Source organism: Neisseria sp. P0021.S005, assembly GCF_051956955.1.
The window spans coordinates 1-3,291 of sequence record NZ_JBQCWY010000336.1; the positions used below are offsets into that span (position 1 = coordinate 1).

Genomic DNA, 3,291 nt, shown 5'->3' on the forward strand with positions numbered 1-3,291 from the left:
CACCGCGGGCGCGGTTTTCATGGAATTGCGCCTGCCAATCGGCAAATTTGCCTTGTTCGATGGCTTCGCGCATTTCTGCCATGATGACTTGGTAGAAGTGCAGATTGTGGATGGTGTTGAGCTGTGCGCCCAAGATTTCGCCGACACGGTGCAGATGGTGCAGGTAGGAGCGGCTGAAATTCTGACAGGCGTAGCAGGTGCAGCTTTCATCAATCGGACGCTTGTCGAGTTTGTGTTTGGCGTTTTTGATTTTCAAATCGCCAAAACGGGTAAACAGCCAGCCGTTACGCGCATTGCGGGTAGGCATGACGCAGTCGAACATATCCACGCCGTGTGCCACGCCGTACACCAAGTCTTCAGGCGTGCCGACGCCCATCAAATAATGTGGCTTGTGTTCCGGCAGGATAGGGCCGACGGCGCGCAACATGCGGTACATTTCGGGCTTAGGTTCGCCAACGGACAAGCCGCCGATGGCCAAGCCGGGGAAGTCGAGCTCTTCCAAACCTTTCAGCGATTCTTCACGCAAATCTTCATACATCGCGCCTTGTACAATGCCAAACAGCGCATTTGGGTTTTTCAGGTCTTCAAAAGCCTTTTTGCTTCGTTCCGCCCAGCGCAGGCTCATTTGCAGCGATTTTTGCGCTTGGCTGTGCGTTGCTTCTCCAGGGGTACATTCGTCTAACTGCATCACAATGTCGGAATTCAACACAGTTTGGATTTTCATCGACACTTCGGGCGAGAGGAACAGTTTGTCGCCGTTGATCGGGCTTTGGAAGGTACAGCCTTCTTCGGTCAGCTTGCGCATGTCGGACAACGAGAATACTTGGAAGCCGCCTGAGTCGGTCAAAATCGGCTTATCCCAACCGATAAATTCGTGCAGGCCGCCGAATTGTTCGATGACTTCCAAACCGGGGCGCAGCCACAGATGGTAAGTGTTGCCTAAGATGATTTGTGCTTTGATGTCATGCAGGTTTTGCGGGTTCATCGCTTTGACCGAACCATATGTGCCGACCGGCATAAATACAGGCGTTTCGATTTTGCCGTGGTTCAGTTCCAAAGTACCGCGTCGGGCATGACCGTCTTTTTTGTGTAAGGTAAATTTGAGCATAATAATAAGAGATTGGATGTTCGCGTGTGTGCGAAATGAAAGGGCAGATTATAAAGGATTTTTCGCTGGTTGACGGCTGGATTTTATCTTCTCTAAAACAATGCTTCAGACGGTCTGAATAATAGAAGAAATAAAACAATGAGGCATAAATCAAACAAAATTATCTAGGCCGTCTGAAAAGTATTTACAGATGCTTGCAAAAGGGAACACGCTTCGTTACAATAAGCGCCTTAGATGAAGGCACATAGCTCAGTTGGTTAGAGCACCACCTTGACATGGTGGGGGTCGTTGGTTCGAGTCCAATTGTGCCTACCAAATTTCCATAACGGCTTTATGCCGTTATTTTTTAATGTTTTGGAGCTTTCTGATGTTGAACATTACCTTGCCGGACGGTTCGGTCCGCCAATATGAATCACCCGTTACCGTGGCGCAAATTGCAGCGTCTATCGGTGCAGGTCTGGCAAAGGCAACGGTAGCGGGCAAGGTTAACGGTAAATTGGTGGATGCTTGCGATCCGATTACCGAAGATGCCCACGTTCAAATCATTACGCCTAAAGACAAAGAAGGTGTGGAAATTATCCGCCACTCCTGCGCGCACTTGGTCGGTCATGCGGTCAAGCAGCTCTACCCTGATGCCAAAATGGTTATCGGCCCGGTCATTGAAGACGGATTCTATTACGATATCGCAACTGAAAAACCATTTACGCCTGATGATGTGGCCGCCATCGAAGCGCGCATGAAAGAGTTGATTGCACAAGACTATGACGTCATTAAAGTGATGACGCCCCGTGCAGAAACCATCAAAATTTTCCAAGATCGCGGCGAAGAGTACAAATTGCGTCTGATTGAAGACATGCCTGAAGTGGAAGCAATGGGTATGTATCATCATCAGGAATACGTCGATATGTGCCGCGGTCCTCACGTTCCCAATACCCGTTTCTTGAAAAACTTCAAGCTGACCAAACTGGCAGGCGCATACTGGCGCGGCGACAGCAATAATGAAATGTTGCAACGTATTTACGGTACGGCTTGGGCAAGTAAAGACGAATTGAAAGCCTATATCCAACGCATCGAGGAAGCAGAAAAACGCGACCACCGTAAGCTGGGTAAACAATTGGATTTGTTCCACCTGCAAGATGAAGCGCCGGGTATGGTGTTCTGGCATCCTAAAGGCTGGGCTTTGTGGCAGGTGATTGAGCAGCATATGCGCAAAGAGTTGAATGCTGCCGGTTATAAAGAGGTGAAAACGCCTCAGATTATGGATAAAACCTTCTGGGGAAAATCTGGCCACTGGGAAAACTATAAAGACAATATGTTTGTGACCAGTTCGGAAAAACGCGAATACGCGGTTAAGCCGATGAACTGTCCGGGTCATGTACAAATTTTTAATAACGGCCTGCGCTCATATCGCGATTTACCAATGCGTTTGGCTGAGTTTGGTTCTTGCCATCGTAATGAACCAAGCGGTGCGTTACATGGTCTGATGCGTGTTCGCGGTTTTGTGCAAGATGATGCGCATATCTTCTGTACCGAAGATCAAATCGTTGATGAAGCACGCGCATTCAATGAATTGCTGGTTCGCATTTACAAACAATTCGGCTTCCATGATGTTGCCGTGAAGCTGTCACTCCGCCCTGAACAACGTGCAGGTTCTGACGAAGTTTGGGATAAAGCCGAACAAGGTCTGCGTGATGCATTGACCGCTTGCGGCGTAGAGTGGGAAGAGCTGCCTGGCGAAGGCGCATTCTACGGTCCTAAGATTGAGTATCATGTTAAAGATGCTTTGGGTCGTTCTTGGCAGTGTGGTACCCTGCAGTTGGACTTCGTATTGCCGGAGCGTTTGAATGCCGAATATGTAACTGAAAACAACGACCGTGCGCGTCCTGTAATGTTGCACCGTGCTATTTTGGGTTCATTGGAGCGCTTCATCGGTATTCTGATTGAAAACCATGCAGGCTCATTCCCATTGTGGCTTGCGCCGGTTCAAATGGTGATTATGAATATCACCGAGAACCAAACAGATTATTGTCGCGAAGTGGCTGCCAAATTGCAGGCTGCAGGCTTCCGTGTCGAATTGGATTTGCGTAACGAAAAAATCGGTTACAAAATCCGTGACAACAGCCAATACCGTTTCCCTTATCAAATCGTTGTCGGCGATAAAGAGAAACAAGAAAACAAAGTTG

The 3,291-nt window shown here is 48.5% G+C and carries 2 protein-coding genes and 1 tRNA gene; 2 read left to right on the top strand and 1 reads right to left on the bottom strand.

The window, feature by feature from the left end; genetic code table 11:
• The coding region (gene tgt, locus ACTHUE_RS13755; protein ID WP_440423751.1) for a tRNA guanosine(34) transglycosylase Tgt at positions 1-1,108 on the bottom strand (1,108 nt) is incomplete at its 3' end.
• 238 nt (positions 1,109-1,346) lie between these two features.
• On the opposite strand from tgt, the gene ACTHUE_RS13760 reads away from it, so the two are divergent.
• Positions 1,347-1,423 (top strand) — tRNA-Val (locus ACTHUE_RS13760).
• A gap of 52 nt (positions 1,424-1,475) precedes the next feature.
• On the top strand, positions 1,476-3,291 hold a 1,816-nt coding region (gene thrS, locus ACTHUE_RS13765; RefSeq protein WP_440423753.1), incomplete at its 3' end, for a threonine--tRNA ligase.